Raw genomic sequence first — 14,245 nt, 5'->3', positions numbered from 1 at the left:
TATGCCTTGTATTTTATTTGTCGACAAGAATCTTGATCACAAGGAAACCCGCGGCCGGAAATCGCCGGGGGCGGGTCAAAGCTCGATGCGTTGCCTGCGGTCGCGCGAGATCATGTTCTGTATCTGCCGCACGATCTGATCGGCATGTTCGCTCGCCAGCTTGTCGGCGCGCGCCACGTCGCGGGCGGCGATCGCGGCGATGATCTCCTCATGCTCGGTCACATAGCGCTGCGGCAGGCGATCGTCGAAAGAGGAATAATACAGCCGGAGCAGCCGCCGTCCTTCGTCCAGAAGCCGGTAGAACAGCCCCGCGAAATAGGGGTTGCGCCCGGCATTGGCGATCTCGGCGTGGAATTCGCGGTTGGTGGCGATCATCGCAAGGGCGTCCTGCGCCTCGACGGCGCGGGCGAAATCGGCCTGCCGGGCGCGGATGATGTCCAGATCCTCGGGGGTGTGGTATTCCGCGGCAAGCCGCGTCGTCACGCGATACATCAGCGTCAGCGCGTCGAAAAAGGTGTGCAGGTTCAGAAAGTCGATATTCGACACCACGGTCGAGCGGTTCGGCAGCGTCGTGACCAGCCCCTCGCCCGCAAGGCGCACCAGGGCTTCGCGGATCGGTGTGCGCGACATCGAAAGGCGCTCGGCCAGCTGGATCTCGTCGATCGGGCTTCCGGGGGGCAGGACGAGGTCGATGATTTCGTCGCGCAGCACGTCATAGACGAATTTCACACCCGATCCGCGTTTGCGTTCCGTGGTTTGGGCAGCGGGGCTTTGGCTCATGGCTTGTCCTTATGTCGACAAGAAAAATATACATAATTGCCCGCCGATCAACTGCTGTCGTGACCGGGGGCGCAATCGCGTCGACATGGGGATAAGTCAAGACCCCGCCCGGAGGCAAGGGCGTGCCGGACGGCCGGCGGATCAGCGCGCGGGGCTGACGAACAGCGCGCGCCGCAGGATGGTGCCGTCATCCGCCAGGGTCAGCCGCAATGTCCGGGCGCCAAAGTAGAAGTGCAGGCGATGCCGGCCGGCATCGCTGCCCTGGCCGGTTTCGCAGCGGCTGGTGATCCGGCCTTCGCGCATCATGGCGGGCACGCTGGCGGGATCGAGGCCGAATGCGCTGCCGATCAGGGCGGCGTTGACGGTGAAATCGCCGTCCTCCGACCGGGTGACATCGCTCATCCCAGGTGTTTCCAGTATCCGTTGGCGGCGGCGATCGTGGCGAAATGCGTGGCGACGACCTGGCTGACCGCGATCAGCGCGTCGGCGTCGCCGGCATATTCGGGGCGCAGGCGGTCGCGGATGGCGGCATCGGGCTGGGTCATCTTCACGGCCACGCGCGAAAGCTTCACGGCCAGTTCGTAGCCTTGCTGCGGTGTTTCGGTGATGAGGGTGGGGAGCCACGTTTCCATTCTTCTGCCTTCCTTTCACGGTGGGGTTGAGATGGGGGAAGCTAGGCGGGGACCGCCCTTTGCGGCAGCGCGATATCTGCCAGCGTCGAGCGGTCGAGATCGGCGAGGAACGCGGCCTCCGCCGCGCGGAGCCTGACCTTCAGGCGGCAGCAGCCCCCGATCGAACAGGCCCCGCCATCCTGCGCGAAGCACTCGACCAGGGCCTGCCCGTCCTCCAGCAGGCGGACCACGGAGCCCAGCCGTATCTGATCCGCGGGGCGGGCAAGGATCGCCCCGCCGCCGCCGCCGCGCCGGGTGGTGACGATCCCGCCCTGTGCAAGGCGCTGGACGATCTTGGTCAGGTGGTGGCGTGACAGCGCGAACTCTTCGGCCAGTTCGCCCGTGGAATAGCCGCGTGACGGATCCGAGGCGATCCGCATCAGCGCGCGCAGGCCGTAATCGGTGAAAGAGGTCAGACGCATCCGGCTTTCGCTTTTTGAAAAGGTATTTATAATACCTATTAACGAGATTGGCCTGCGACGCAACCCTGAACCGCGAAAGGGGGATCCCCGATGCCCGACAAGGACCGCCCCGCGGGGAGCTATGCCTCTCCGCCCTGCATGGCGGGCGAGGTTGCCCCGGATTATTTCGACCCGATGGCCGTCGATCCGCAGCAGGCGCAGGACGTGGCGCGCTGGCGCAAGGCGGCGCGCGCGCGGCTGTTGCAGGCGCGGGCCGATCTGGGTGTGGCGGGCCGCGCGGCCGTGGCCGGGGCGCTTGGCGGTCATCTTGACGCGTTGCTTGCGCGGCGCGGCGTGGCGCTGCCGGGGCGGATCGTGGCGGGCTACTGGCCGATCCGCGCCGAACCCGACCTGCGGCCGTGGATGACGCGGCTGCACGATGCGGGTGCGCGGCTGGCGCTTCCGGTGGTGGAAACCCGCGCCGCGCCGCTGGTGTTCCGCCCCTGGGCCCCCGGCGCGGCGATGGAGCGGGGACACTGGAACATCCTCGTGCCCGCGACGGCCCGGACCGTGACGCCCACGATCGTGCTGGCGCCGCTGGTGGGCTGGGACGGGGCGGGCTACCGGCTGGGCTATGGCGGCGGGTATTTCGACCGGACCCTGGCGGCGGCGGGCGCCGCGCGCCCCTTTGCCATCGGGGTCGGGCTTCAGGGCGCGGCCCTGCCCACGATCTATCCGCAACCCCATGACATCGGCTTGGATGCCATCGTGACCGAGGCCGGGGTGCAGTGGGAAGCCCCCGCGCGGCCTATTCCGGAGTCGTGAGGCGGCGCGCCCAGCTTTCGGTCTCGTGGCGTGCCAGCCGGGCCTGCGCCATGGTGCGCCAGTTTTCGGGCAGACCGGCAAGCGTTGCGAATTCCGACAGCGCCGCAAGGTTGAGCGTGTCGCGGTAAAGCAGGTCGCTGACACGGGTCAGCGTCCATTGCGGATTGGGCCGCGCTTCAAGGCGGGCCTCCATGCCTGCCGCCAGCGGGCCCTCCTCCTGCACCCGGAAATACCAGCCCGAGCGCCCGGTCTCTTGCACCTTTCGCGCCATGTCGGGCAGGCCGAAGCGCAGGTTCAGCTTCCAGCAGGGCTGCCGCCCCTGGCTGACCTCCAGCAGAACCGAGCCTAGGCGCCAGCGATCGCCAAGGCAGATATCCGCCTCGGCCACGCCCGAAACCGAAAGGTTCTCGCCGAAGGCGCCGGGGCGGAAAAGGGCGGCCTGACCGGGAAGGTCGTGCGCCCAAAGGGGCAGGCTTGCCACCGGATAGGCGTGGATCGCCTTGTCCGGCCCGCCATGATGCTTGCGGTCGCCCTGCGCATCGCCCGCCAGCCCCTCGGGCCCGGCAGGCACCGGCCCCGATACGGGGTGCTTGTCGATCCCGCTTGGCACGTCGGCAGGGCCGAACGGGCGCACCGTGCCGATGCGCAGCTCTTCGATGCGGAATGTGTCCATGCGTCTTGCTCCTTCGGGCAAGACTTGCCATGCCCCGGCTCTCGCCGCAATCGCTGCGCATGTGCGACAGATGTGCATATCGGTGCCAGTTGCTCCTGCCAGTCTTATGTGGCAAAACAACTGCAAGGTTGTCCCAGACTGAAGAGTTCAGAACATGCAAGATTTCGCCACGCGCCGCACCATGATGGTCGATACGCAGGTCCGGCCGAACGACGTGACGAAATTCCCCATCATCGAGGCGATGCTGTCGATCCCGCGAGAGCAGTTCGTGCCCGCGCAGCGCCGCGAGGCCGCCTATATCGGCGAGAATGTCCCCGTTGCGCCCGGCCGCGTGATGCTTGAGCCGCGCACGCTGGCCAAGATGCTGGATGCGCTGGATATCCGCGCGGCGGATCTGGTTCTGGATGTGGGCTGCGGGCTTGGTTATTCCTCGGCGGTGATCGCGCGCATGTCCGAGGCGGTCGTGGCGCTTGAGGAAGAGGGGCTTGCCGAACAGGCCGAGGCCGCACTTGCCGCGCAGGGCTGCGACAACGTGGCCGTGGTGGCGGGCGCGCTGACCGAGGGCGCGGTGCAGCACGGGCCCTATGACGTGATCATCATCGAAGGCGCGGCCGAGATCGTTCCGCAGGCGCTGCTCGATCAGCTCAAGGAAGGCGGGCGGATTGCCTGTCTGTTCATGGAAAAAGCGCTTGGCGTGGTGCGGCTTGGCTACAAGATCGACGGGGCGGTGGCTTGGCGCTATGCGTTCAACGCATCGGCCCCGGTGCTTCCCGGCTTCGCCGCGGAGAAGGAATTCGCGCTGTAGTTTTGTGGCGCGGCGGCGACGGAAATAAAGTACAGGAGCGTTCAAGGCTCTGAACTCTGGCCCCGACACAGAAGCGGGGCAGGCATATGCGAATGAGGAACCCAGGCATGTTGCGCAAGACCCTGAAACCTATGGTGCTGGCGGGCGTCGCGGCAGTGAGCTTCGCGCTCGCCCCTGCAGCACGGGCGGAAACCCTTGCCGACGCCCTTGTGGCCGCCTATCGCAATTCCAATCTGCTGGAGCAGAACCGCGCCACGCTGCGCGCCGCCGACGAGGATGTGGCCACCGCGGTGTCCAACCTGCGCCCGGTGCTGCGGTGGGTGGCCGGCCTCGACTATACCAAAAGCGCCTATAACGAATCCGTCACCCGTGCCGCAGGGCGCGAGGTGGACCGGCTGGAGGCCTCGCTCGGGCTGACCGCATCGATGGTGGTTCTCGATTTCGGCCGCAACAGGCTTGGCGTCGATATCGCAAAGGAAAGCGTCCTGGCCACGCGCGAGGCGCTTGTCGCCGTCGAGCAGGATGTGCTGTTGGCGACGGTTGCGGCCTATTCCGATGTGAAAAGCGCGGCGCAGCGGGTGTCGATCAACCAGAATTCGGTTCGCGTGATCGGAGAAGAGCTTCGGGCGGCGCAGGATCGCTTCGAGGTTGGCGAAGTAACCCGCACGGATGTGTCGCTGGCCGAGGCGCGGCTTGCGGCCGCACGGGCCGCACTCGCTGCCGCGCAGGGTGACCTGATGGTCGCGCGCGAGGCCTACAAGGCCGCGACCGGCGCCTATCCGCGTAATCTTGCCACCCTGCCGCCGTCTCCGAAACTGCCGCGCACCCTTGACGAGGCGCGCGCCACGGCGCTGCGGCTGCATCCGTCGATCAAGCAGGCGCAACGCCAGGTGACGATCGCGGATTTGCAGGTGGCGCTTGCCGGAAAGCAGCGCCTGCCCACGGTTACCGGCTCGATCGGTTTCCAGGAGTTCGAGGGCAGCGGCAACGCGGCGACGGCGGGGCTTCAGGCCTCGCAGACGATCTATTCGGGTGGTGCTCTTGCCGCAGCGCATCGCAAGGCGATCGCGGGGCGTGACGCGGCCCGGGCCGGGCTGTCACAAGTGGGGCTGATCATCACCCAGAATGTCGCCAATGCCTGGTCGGGGATCGAGGTCGCGCAGGCGCAGATCCGTGCGATCGACCAGCAGATCCAGGCGGCGACGGTGGCCTATAACGGGGTCAAGGAGGAGGCCACGCTTGGCGCGCGCACCACGCTTGACGTGCTTGATGCCGAGCAGGAGCTGCTCAACGCCCGGGCCGACCGAATCGACGCGGCGGCGAATCTTCAGGTCGCCTATTACTCTGTCCTGTCATCGATGGGGCTTCTGACGGTCGAGAACCTGAAGCTGGGCATCCCGACCTATGATCCGGCTGCCTATTATAACGCCGTCCGCAATGCGCCGGTCACAAGCGTGCAGGGTGAAAGCCTTGAGCGTGTGCTGCGTTCTATCGGAAAGAACTGATTTTCTTCAACTCAACGTTGTTGCGGGCGCCTAGGGGGGTTACACTCCCTTGGGGGCCTGTTCGTGGGCAATGAGGAATTGATGTCTGATCCGCAAACGAATCTGGAGATTGAGGATGTATTGTCCTCGATCCGGCGACTCGTCTCTCAGGAAGCGACCCTGCCATACCGCCGGCTGATGGCCGATTCCGAACCGCAGCCCGTCCAGGACGCCCCCGAAGAGGCCGAGGCCCCGGCGCCTGTGGCGGCGGAGTGCCTTGTGCTGACTCCGGCGCTGCGGATCGCGGTGCCCGAGGCGCGCGTTCAGGATGCCCCCCGGCAGACGCCCTCGCAACCGACCGCAGCCGCTACCGATCTGGGTGCCGAGCTGAGCAGGCTTGAGGATACGATTGCCGAGCTTGAGGCCGCCGTGGCCGACAGCGGGGACGAGTTCGAGCCCGAGGAAGGCGAGAGTCTCGAGTTCGGGGAGGACGAGGGTTTCGAACCGCTGCCGGAATCCTTCGAGGACATGGTTGCGGATGCGCAAGAGGTTCCCGGCCCCGACGCGACCGGAAGCCCCCGGGCCGAAGATCCGGAATATGCGGGTTTCGAGGCGCCCGGCCCGGATGGGGCCGAAGAAGCGCCCGATGCAGGTTTCGTCCACACGGCAAGCCCGGCGCCGCATGTCGAAGCGCCCGTGTCCGGCCCGTCGCGCCTGCATCTGGCCCAGCCCGACGCGCGGGTCTCGCGGCCCGTCATCCACCGCGCCACGCCGGTTGCCGCGCCTCCGGCCGATACCGGTTCCCGCGATCTGGCCGGTCTGGACGAGGCGGCGCTGGAGGCGCTGGTGGCTGATATCATCCGCAAGGAGCTTCAGGGCCGCTTGGGTGAGCGTATCACCCGCAGCGTCCGCAAGCTTGTCCGCCAAGAGATCAACCGGGCGCTGACAAGCCAGGATTTTGACTGAGCACGGGCCGCTACGCGCCCGTGCCATCCAAAAACAAAAGCGCGCCCGGTGGGCGCGCTTTTGTTTTGCCTGCGCGTTTCTGCGCTTAGGCGGCTTCGGCCTCTTCGGCAGCCATGCGGCGTTCGCTTTCCTCGCGCGACAGCGCGACCGAGGTGCGGACACCCTTGGAAACGAACTCCATCAAACCCTTCACAACGCGTTCGTTGGGGTCGATCCCGGCACAGGACAGCACTTCGCGCCCATCGCGCGAGCGTGCCCAACGGGCGATCTGCTCGGGCCCGTTGCCGTATTTCTTGTCATCGGCGATCGCGTCATCCAAGGCGGCAAGCACAACGGCGGCAAACAGTTTGCGCGCGCGCTGACCTTGTTCGTAGTTGAATGCGGAGCCGTCAACGAAATCGCGCATTATTCCGTCCTTTGTTATTGCTCTTGCGTTTCCTGGCGTGGCGGCAAATATGGCTTATTAGCGGCGATTCGATATGGCCCCCGCCTCATGGCAGCCATGCAAGTTGTGCATGGCTTGGTTTTGAGGCTACCGTATCTAGTCCGCTTGCCACCTGGCAGCCGCCCATATATAGGGCGTCGAACCTTCCGATCAACCTTTCATTCAGGTTTTCTCCGATGCCAAGGATTAACGGCAACGAAATTCGTCCGGGTGCCATTCTGGAACATGACGGGGGGCTTTGGGCCGCCGTCAAGGTCAACCATGTGAAGCCAGGCAAGGGCGGCGCCTTCGCCCAGGTCGAGCTGAAAAACCTGCGCGACGGGCGCAAGCTGAACGAGAGGTTCCGCTCGGAAGACAAGGTCGAACAGGTCCGCCTGGACAATAAAGACCAGCAATTCCTGTATGAAAGCGACGGAAAGCTGATCTTCATGGACAGCGAAACCTATGAACAGACCGAAATCGACGCCGATCTTCTGGGCGACCGGCGGCCCTTCCTGCAGGACGGCATGATCGCCACGGTCGAGTATTACGGCGACGAGGCGCTGAACGTGTCGCTGCCGCAGAAGGTGGTCTGCAAGGTGGTCGAGACCGAACCGGTGGTCAAAGGCCAGACCGCGGCGAACAGCTTCAAGCCCGCGATTCTGGACAATGGCGTGCGCATCATGGTGCCGCCCTTCATCGCGCAGGACGAGGATATCGTCGTGCATACCGAGTTCATGGAATACTCTGAACGCGCCTGAACTCGCGCGATTGTGATCGCTAACGCGGCATTGCGGCGGGAAACCGGCGCCCGTCAGGCGCGCGTCACGCGCGCCGTGCCCGCGTAAAGTTCCCCCTCGGCGCGGTCGAAGCGCAGATAGGCGATGCCCGCGTCGCCCGATCGGGTGTGAAGTGTGCCCGCCGGGCGGCCGTCGGCGGTCAGGATCGGGGTGCCGGGGTCGGCCGCTCCCTCCAGCGTGACACGGGTCAGGCCCTTCTTCAGCTCGGTCTTGTGCTTCATGCGGGCGGTGACCTCTTGCCCGACATAGCAGCCCTTGCGGAAATCGACGCCGTTCAGCCGCTCGAACCCGGCTTCGAGGATATAGGTGTCGGAGGTCAGCTCCGCGCCGCTTTCGGGGATGCAATGGGCCACGCGAAGCGCGTCCCAGTCGGTGCCGTCGTCGCCCTCATCCGGACCGTAAAGCCGCCAGCCAAGTGCGGGGTGGCGCGGGTCGGCCACCGCCCCTTCGGGGGCCGGTCCGGTGCCGCGGCGCAGCTTCAACGCGGTCGGGGCGATCGCCACATCGGCGCGCAGCTTGTACATCGACAGGCGCCGCACGGTGCCCTCGGCCAGCGGCGCGGCGATGTCGAGCAGCACCTCATCGCCGCGTGGGATCAGCAGGAAATCGGCCAGATACTTGCCCTGCGGCGAAAGCAGCGCGGCATAGACCGGTCCTTGCGAAAGCCTGCGCGCATCGTTCGTGATCAGCCCTTGCAGGAAGTCGATCCGGTCGGGGCCGAAAATGCTGTAGATCTGTCGGTCGGTCATGCGTTCCCCCTGTTGCAGGCGTTGGGGCGTCAGTCGGTCAGTTGCATCCGGCACAGCGTGGCGTAGACGCCGCCCTGCCGCAACAGGCTGTCATGCGTGCCCTCTTCCACCACGCGGCCTTCGACGATGACCACGATCTTGTCGGCATTGCGCACGGTCGACAGCCGGTGCGCGATGACAAGCGTGGTGCGCCCCGCCGAAAGTTCCGCCAGGGCCTCGGCCACGCGGGCCTCGGATTCGGTGTCCAGCGCCGAGGTCGCCTCGTCCAGAAGCAGGATCGGCGCCTCGCGCAGGATTGCGCGCGCGATGGCGACACGCTGGCGCTGCCCGCCCGAAAGCGCCGATCCACGCGGCCCGACGGGCGTGTCGATGCCCTCGGGCAGGGTGTCGGTGAAATCGGTCACATGGGCGGCGCGCAGGGCCCGTTCCAGGGCTTCGGGCGCAATGTCGTGGCGTCCCAGAAGGACGTTCTCGCGCAGCGTCTCGTCGAAAAGCGCGGGTTCCTGCGACACGGTCGAGAACAGGTCGCGCAGCGCCGCAAGGTCCAGCCCGCGCACATCCTGCCCGCCCACCGTGACGCGGCCTTCCTGCGGATCGACCATGCGCGTGAGCAGGTTGAAGACGGTGCTTTTGCCCGCGCCCGACGGGCCGACAAGCGCTGTCGTCCTGCCCGCCTCTGCGGTCAGGCTCAGCCCGCGCAGAACCGCGGTCTGGCCGTAGCTCAGGTGCACGTCCTCAAGCCGCACGGTGGTATCCCGGGGGTCCGGGCGGGCGCCGTCCGGCGGGCTGGAGATCGTGGGTTGCGTATCCATCAGGCGGTAAAGGCGTTCAAGGCTTGCCGCCGCCGTCTGCCATGTGCCGGTCAGGTTGCCCAGCCTGCGCAGCGGCTGGAAGGCAAGGGCGATGGCGGTGAAGAAGGACATGAATTCACCCACCGTGCGTTCGCCCTCGGTAATCTCGCGGCCCGCCAGAAGCAGGACGCCGAAGAAGCCAAGCCCGGTCACGATGTCGATCAGCGCCGGGATCATCGCCTGCGAGGCCGCCATCTTGACCTGCGCGCGCCGGATCGCCTCGACGATGCCGGCGAAACGGTGGGCCTGATAATCCTCCATCCGGTTCAGCTTGACCGTGGCGATGCCGTGGAACACCTCGTCCAGGCGCGTGGCGCGTTGCCCCGACTGCACGCGCATCTGGGCGGTCTTCTTGCGGATGTAGCGCTGCGCGATCCCCGTGGGCAGGATCAGGAGGGGCGCGCCGATCAGGGTGGTGGCCGTCCAGACCGGGTCGATTGAGATCGCCACCCCGAAAAGCGACACGAGCGCCACCAGATCGCGCCCCGCGCCGGTGATGAAGGTTGACCACACGCCCTGCACGGCGATCGTGTCGCCCTGCACCCGCTCGATCAGGGCGCCGGGCGGGTTGGCCTGGAAGAAGGCCTGATCGAGGCGCATGATATGGCGCGTCAGATCCACCTGCATCGCGCTTGAGGTGCCAAGCGCGATCTTTTGCAACAAGGTGCGCGAGATGATCAGCGCCACCGCCCGGATCACGAACAGCGCGAAGATCGCGCCGCCCACCCACCAGATCAGATCGGATTCGCCGGCCACGAAGACGCGGTCGAACAGCGGCTCCAGCATCCAGCTCAGCGCGCCAAGCGTGGAGCCTTCGATGACCATCACGAAAAGCGCGACCGTCATCAGCGGCAGGTGGCTGCGCAGATAGTCCCGCCAAAGCCGGCCGAACAGCCTGCGCGAGCTATATTGGGGATCTGGCTGGGCCAAAGGCGTGCCTTCTTGCGATGACGCGCCCCGAAAAAGGGCGCGGAAACAGCACGGGTCTAGCGTGAATGGCCGCCCCCGTGCAAGCACCGCCACCGATTGACCCGGCGCGCGGCCCGGCATACCGATGCAGGAACCCTTCAGGAGAACCGCCATGAGCCTGTCGCACGGCCGCCGCTATCTGGCCATTCCCGGCCCCTCGGTCATGCCCGACCGGGTGCTGCGCGCGATGCATCGCGCCGCGCCGAATATCTACGAGGGCGAGCTGGTCGATGCCGTCGCACGGATCTTTCCCGACCTGCGCCGTGTGGCGATGTCCTCGGGGCATGTGGCGATCTATATTGCCAACGGCCACGGCGCATGGGAGGCGGCGATCGCCAACATGTTCTCGCGCGGCGAGAAGGCGCTGGTGCTGGCGACGGGCCGGTTCGGGCTGGGCTGGGCGGAACATGCGCGGGCCATGGGCGTGGCGGTCGATATGCTGGATTTCGGCCGCGCGGCGCCCGCCGATCCCGCCCGGCTCGAGGCGGCGCTGCGGGCCGATGCCGGGCACGAGATCAAGGCCGTTCTGGTGACCCATGTCGATACCGCAAGTTCGGTGCGCAACGATATTGCCGCGCTCCGGGCGGCGATGGATGCGGCGGGCCATCCTGCGCTGCTCGCGGTGGATGCCATCGCCTCGCTTGGATGCGACCCGTTCTTCATGGATGACTGGGGCGTCGACGTGATGGTCTCGGCCAGCCAGAAGGGGCTGATGGTGCCGCCCGGCCTGGGATTCGTGTGGTTCGGCGACAGGGCGCTGGAACGCTGCCGGGGGGCCGATCTGGTCACGCCCTACTGGAACTGGCGCCCGCGGGCGTTTGCCGAGCTGTTCTACCAGCATTTCGCGGGCACGGCGCCCACGCATCACCTGTTCGGGCTGGCCGAATCCCTGCGCATGATCCTTGACGAAGAGGGCCTGCCCAATGTCTGGGCGCGTCATGCCACGCTTGCGCGCGCGGTCTGGGCCGCCTTCGACGCCTGGGGGCAGGGCGGCGCGGTGGCGCTGAACATCGCGGACCCGGCGCTGCGCGCCCATGCGGTGACCGCCGCGCGGATCGGCGGCGGCGGGGCCGGGCGTCTGCGCCACTGGTGCGAGGAAGAGGCCGGCGTCACCCTTGGCATCGGGCTGGGCATGGCCGAGCCGGGCGCCCCGGATTACGGAGACTACCTGCGCGTGGCGCATATGGGCCATGTGAACGCGCATATGACCCTTGGTGTTCTGGGGGTGATGGAGGCGGGGCTGGTGGCGCTCGGGCTGCCCCATGGCGCGGGTGGCATTGCCGCCGCCGCGGCCGTGATCGGGGGTGGGGCGGCGCCGGTGTAGCGGCCCCGCCCCGGCGGTCCTTACTGGCCGTTCTGCTCTAGCCACTCGGTCATCCAGCCGATTTCGGCCTCTTGCGCGGCGATGACGGCTTCGGCCAGCTTGCGCACCTCGGGGTCCTTGCCATGTGCAAGCACGATGCGGGCCATGTCGACCGCGCCCTGATGATGCGGGATCATGCTGCGGATGAAATCGACATCCGCGTCGCCGGTCAGTTCCACGGCCATGTTCGCGTGCATCGCGTCATTGGCCTGCCTGTAGGCCTCGCTCGAGGATGTGGCCGGGGCGCTGATTGTGGCGCCATGATCGCCGTGTTCCATGGTGGCGGGCGTTTCGGCATAGGCCCCGAAGGCAATGGCGAAGGCCAGCGGGCTGAGAAGCATCCGGCGTTTGGTTCTGGTCATTGTCTTTCTCCCGTTCGATCTGGGCAGACGGTGGCGCAGGCCCCGCTTCGGGGCAAATCACCACTTGGCGAGGCGCGCGTTATCGGTCGGAGGCCGCCTTTGCGCGCGCCGCCCCAAGCGCGTGCGGAAGCGCGCGGCCAAAGGCCTGCATCGCCGCTTCGGGCCCGCAAGAGACGCGGATGCAGCGGTCTTGGGGGGCGGTGAAGGGCATGCGCACGAAGATGTCGGCCTCGGTCAGCGCGGCCAGAACCGCGCGGGCGAAGGCGCCGTCCGCGCCGCAGTCGATGGCCACGAAATTCGTGGCCGAGGGCAGCGCCTTCAGCCCCGATTCGGCGGCGATCCGCGTGATCCGTTCGCGTGAGGCCACCACCGAGGCGCGCGTCCGTGCCAGCCAGTCCTGATCGGCAAGGGCGGCAAGCGCACCCGCCTGGCTGATGCGGCACATGCCGAAATGGTTGCGGATCCGCTCGAACGCGGCAATCAGCGGGCGCGCGCCGATGGCATAGCCGACACGCGCCCCCGCCATGCCGTAGCCCTTCGAGAAGGTGCGCATGCGGATCACGCGGGGGTCCTCGGGGTCGATCGCGGGGGCGGTGCCCTCGGGGGCAAGCTCGATATAGGCCTCGTCCAGGACCAGAAGCGTGCCTTTGGGCACGGCGGCGATCATCCGCGTGATCGTTTCGGCGGGGTGGGCAAGGCCCATCGGGTTGTCGGGATTGGCGATGTAGAGCAGCTTTGCCGCAGAGCGCCCGGCAAGCGCCAGCAGGGCCTCGGGGTCTTCCATGTCGTCCCGATAGGGGGCCTTGTGCAACTGCCCGCCAAAGCCCGCGACATGGTAGTTGAAGGTCGGATAGGCCCCGTCCGATGTCACGACCGGATCGCCCGGCGCAACCGTCAGGCGCACCAGATAGCCCAGAAGCGCGTCGATCCCTTCGCCCACCACGATGTTCTCGGGCGCACAGCCGTGATGCGCGGCAAGGGCGTGGCGCAGGGCGTGGTTTTCGGGATCGCCATACATCCACACGTCGGCGGCGGCCTCGGCCATGGCGCGGATCGCGCGGGGCGAGGGGCCAAAGCCGTTTTCGTTCGCCCCGAGACGGGCGGCGAAGGGGCGGCCGCGCGCGCGTTCCTGCGCCTCGGGGCCGACGAAGGGCACCGTGGCGGGCAGGCTTTCGACAAGCGGGGTAAGGCGCGGACCGATCATATCCGAGGCGTAGGGCGAATTTGCCCGCCCCGCAAGGGGATTGGCCCTGGGCCGTTTCCTTGCGTCACATCCTGCGGGCGCCACTGGCGCCCCCGGCGCAGCGCCGGCTATGATCGGCCAAACACCCCTGGGAGCACCCGATGCGCCGCGTAACCGTGACCATGGACGGGCCGGTGGCCCATGTCCGCCTGAACCGCCCCGAAAAGATGAATGCCGTCGATATGGAGATGATCGACGACATGCTGGAGGCGGGGGCCATGCTTGCCGCAGCACCCGATCTGCGCGCCGTCGTTCTTGCGGGCAAGGGCGATGCGTTCTGCGCGGGGCTTGACGTGCAAAGCTTTGCGATGCTGGCCGGGACCGACCCCGAGGCGCTGGTGATGCCGCGCAGCCATGGCGATGCCAACCGCTTCCAGCATTTCGCGCTGGTCTGGCGCAGCCTTCCGGTGCCGGTCATCGCGGCGCTGCACGGCGCGGTGTTCGGGGCGGGGTTCCAGCTTGCGCTTGGGGCCGATATCCGCATCGCCGCGCCCGAGGCCCGGCTGGCCGTGATGGAGATGAAATGGGGGCTGGTGCCCGACATGGGCGGGATGGTGCTGCTGCCCGAACTGACGCGCGGCGACGTGATCCGCCAGATGACCTATAGCGCCGCCCCGATCGGGGCCGAACAGGCCGAGCGCTGGGGCCTTGTCACCGAGCTGGCGGCCGATCCGCTGGCCCGCGCCACCGCGCTTGCCCAGGAGATCGCGGGCAAAAGCCCCTCGGCGATCCGCGCGGCCAAGCGTCTGATCGGCACGGCGCTGTCGGGATCGCGGGCCGAGGTGCTGCTGGCCGAAAGCCGCGAACAGGCCGACCTGATCGGCAAGCCCGACCAGATGGCAGTGATCGCGGCCAATCTGGCGGCCCGGCGCTAGCGCC

At 67.2% G+C, this 14,245-nt stretch carries 17 protein-coding genes; 7 read left to right on the top strand and 10 right to left on the bottom strand.

Annotation, left to right across the window (positions count from 1 at the left end; genetic code table 11):
• Positions 1 to 75 precede the first annotated feature (75 nt).
• The 4 genes from AC4PTO_RS14130 to AC4PTO_RS14115 form a co-directional block, all read right to left on the bottom strand.
• Positions 76 to 780: a GntR family transcriptional regulator gene (locus AC4PTO_RS14130; RefSeq protein WP_492729511.1), complete on the bottom strand. Its 705-nt coding sequence runs from the start codon at positions 778 to 780 to the stop codon at positions 76 to 78.
• 141 nt (positions 781 to 921) lie between these two features.
• Positions 922 to 1,182 (bottom strand): DUF6522 family protein, encoded by a 261-nt coding sequence (locus AC4PTO_RS14125; RefSeq protein WP_492729509.1) that lies wholly within the window; start codon positions 1,180 to 1,182, stop codon positions 922 to 924.
• Positions 1,179 to 1,412 (bottom strand): hexameric tyrosine-coordinated heme protein, encoded by a 234-nt coding sequence (locus AC4PTO_RS14120; protein WP_492729507.1) that lies wholly within the window; start codon positions 1,410 to 1,412, stop codon positions 1,179 to 1,181. The genes AC4PTO_RS14125 and AC4PTO_RS14120 overlap by 4 nt, the downstream gene beginning before the upstream one ends.
• 41 nt (positions 1,413 to 1,453) lie before the next feature.
• The gene (locus tag AC4PTO_RS14115) at positions 1,454 to 1,873 is read right to left on the bottom strand and encodes an Rrf2 family transcriptional regulator (protein ID WP_492729505.1); all 420 of its coding nucleotides are present in this window, start codon (positions 1,871 to 1,873) and stop codon (positions 1,454 to 1,456) included.
• A 90-nt stretch (positions 1,874 to 1,963) separates the two neighbouring features.
• On the opposite strand from AC4PTO_RS14115, the gene AC4PTO_RS14110 reads away from it, so the two are divergent.
• Positions 1,964 to 2,677 (top strand): 5-formyltetrahydrofolate cyclo-ligase, encoded by a 714-nt coding sequence (locus AC4PTO_RS14110; RefSeq protein ID WP_492729503.1) that lies wholly within the window; start codon positions 1,964 to 1,966, stop codon positions 2,675 to 2,677.
• Here AC4PTO_RS14110 and AC4PTO_RS14105 read toward each other — a convergent pair.
• Entirely contained in the window at positions 2,661 to 3,350 is a 690-nt protein-coding gene (locus tag AC4PTO_RS14105) for an MOSC domain-containing protein (protein ID WP_492729501.1), read from the bottom strand. The two genes, AC4PTO_RS14110 and AC4PTO_RS14105, sit on opposite strands and share 17 nt — an antisense overlap.
• Before the next feature lie 154 nt (positions 3,351 to 3,504).
• Here AC4PTO_RS14105 and AC4PTO_RS14100 point away from each other — a divergent pair, with 154 nt between their 5' ends.
• The 3 genes from AC4PTO_RS14100 to AC4PTO_RS14090 all read left to right on the top strand — a co-directional run bounded on the left by AC4PTO_RS14100 (position 3,505) and on the right by AC4PTO_RS14090 (position 6,605).
• On the top strand, positions 3,505 to 4,155 hold the full coding sequence (locus AC4PTO_RS14100) for a protein-L-isoaspartate O-methyltransferase family protein (RefSeq protein WP_492729499.1): 651 nt from the start codon (positions 3,505 to 3,507) through the stop codon (positions 4,153 to 4,155).
• A 107-nt stretch (positions 4,156 to 4,262) separates the two neighbouring features.
• The gene (locus AC4PTO_RS14095; RefSeq protein ID WP_492729497.1) at positions 4,263 to 5,660 is read left to right on the top strand and encodes a TolC family outer membrane protein; all 1,398 of its coding nucleotides are present in this window, start codon (positions 4,263 to 4,265) and stop codon (positions 5,658 to 5,660) included.
• Positions 5,661 to 5,741: 81 nt separating this feature from the next.
• The gene (locus tag AC4PTO_RS14090) at positions 5,742 to 6,605 is read left to right on the top strand and encodes a hypothetical protein (RefSeq protein ID WP_492729495.1); all 864 of its coding nucleotides are present in this window, start codon (positions 5,742 to 5,744) and stop codon (positions 6,603 to 6,605) included.
• A gap of 85 nt (positions 6,606 to 6,690) precedes the next feature.
• Here the strand turns inward: AC4PTO_RS14090 and AC4PTO_RS14085 are convergent, their stop codons facing one another.
• Positions 6,691 to 7,011 (bottom strand): DUF6280 family protein, encoded by a 321-nt coding sequence (locus tag AC4PTO_RS14085; protein WP_068765522.1) that lies wholly within the window; start codon positions 7,009 to 7,011, stop codon positions 6,691 to 6,693.
• A 215-nt stretch (positions 7,012 to 7,226) separates the two neighbouring features.
• Here AC4PTO_RS14085 and efp point away from each other — a divergent pair, with 215 nt between their 5' ends.
• Entirely contained in the window at positions 7,227 to 7,790 is a 564-nt protein-coding gene (gene efp / locus AC4PTO_RS14080) for an elongation factor P (protein ID WP_492729493.1), read from the top strand.
• Between the two features lie 53 nt (positions 7,791 to 7,843).
• Here the strand turns inward: efp and ygfZ are convergent, their stop codons facing one another.
• Both ygfZ and AC4PTO_RS14070 read right to left on the bottom strand, forming a co-directional pair.
• Positions 7,844 to 8,578, bottom strand: coding sequence for a CAF17-like 4Fe-4S cluster assembly/insertion protein YgfZ (gene ygfZ / locus AC4PTO_RS14075; RefSeq protein WP_492729492.1), 735 nt, complete (start codon positions 8,576 to 8,578; stop codon positions 7,844 to 7,846).
• A gap of 29 nt (positions 8,579 to 8,607) precedes the next feature.
• Positions 8,608 to 10,275 (bottom strand): ABC transporter ATP-binding protein, encoded by a 1,668-nt coding sequence (locus AC4PTO_RS14070; protein ID WP_492733633.1) that lies wholly within the window; start codon positions 10,273 to 10,275, stop codon positions 8,608 to 8,610.
• Between the two features lie 235 nt (positions 10,276 to 10,510).
• On the opposite strand from AC4PTO_RS14070, the gene AC4PTO_RS14065 reads away from it, so the two are divergent.
• Complete coding sequence (locus AC4PTO_RS14065; protein ID WP_492729490.1) at positions 10,511 to 11,722, top strand: pyridoxal-phosphate-dependent aminotransferase family protein; 1,212 nt, start codon at positions 10,511 to 10,513, stop codon at positions 11,720 to 11,722.
• Positions 11,723 to 11,742: 20 nt separating this feature from the next.
• Here the strand turns inward: AC4PTO_RS14065 and copM are convergent, their stop codons facing one another.
• Complete coding sequence (copM, locus tag AC4PTO_RS14060) at positions 11,743 to 12,123, bottom strand: CopM family metallochaperone (protein ID WP_492729489.1); 381 nt, start codon at positions 12,121 to 12,123, stop codon at positions 11,743 to 11,745.
• 79 nt (positions 12,124 to 12,202) lie between these two features.
• Entirely contained in the window at positions 12,203 to 13,327 is a 1,125-nt protein-coding gene (locus AC4PTO_RS14055; protein WP_492729488.1) for a pyridoxal phosphate-dependent aminotransferase, read from the bottom strand.
• Positions 13,328 to 13,467: 140 nt separating this feature from the next.
• Between AC4PTO_RS14055 and AC4PTO_RS14050 the strand changes: the two genes are divergently transcribed.
• A complete protein-coding gene (locus AC4PTO_RS14050) occupies positions 13,468 to 14,241 on the top strand; it encodes a crotonase/enoyl-CoA hydratase family protein (RefSeq protein WP_492729487.1) in 774 nt (257 codons plus the stop codon).
• Positions 14,242 to 14,245: the final 4 nt, after the last annotated feature.

It is taken from the genome of Rhodobacter maritimus, assembly GCF_058747975.1.
The sequence above is the reverse complement of the archived record's forward strand: the minus strand, read 5'-3'. Positions and strand labels throughout refer to the sequence as shown.